This window comes from Dyella sp. 01L423 (assembly GCF_056399945.1).
In genome coordinates this window covers 1-349 of record NZ_JBFTSI010000074.1, presented here as the reverse complement: position 1 = coordinate 349, position 349 = coordinate 1, and the positions used below count along the sequence as shown (strand labels likewise).

At 62.5% G+C, this 349-nt stretch carries 1 protein-coding gene; it reads right to left on the bottom strand.

Going from position 1 to position 349, the window contains the following annotated elements; genetic code table 11:
• Positions 1-252: hypothetical protein (locus tag AC1DMY_RS21125; RefSeq protein ID WP_477166796.1), on the bottom strand; the 252-nt coding region annotated here is incomplete at its 3' end.
• Positions 253-349 lie beyond the last annotated feature (97 nt).

Below are 349 nucleotides of genomic sequence, written 5' to 3'. Positions count from 1 at the left end.
GACCCGCACCGAGGATGAGCAGGCGACGATGCCGCCCCGGTGGGACAGCAGGGACAACTGGTAGGCGGGTCGGCCGGTGCGCTGCAGGGCGATTTCGTTCGCCATGCGGAACGCCTCGGCAATGATGCCGGCGGTCAGCAGGGAGCAGCCATCGAACAGCATCAGGCCGATGCGCAGGATCTCGCGCTGGCCGGTCATCGGGATCGGGCCGATGGTGCGCATCGGCGTTGGCGACTCGACAAGGTATTCCATAGCCACTTGCTCCCCTGATGTCGAATAAGAAAACCGCATCTGCTGCGTTGCATCATAACGAATATAACCTGGCGGGAAAATCCGGCTGGCCGATAAC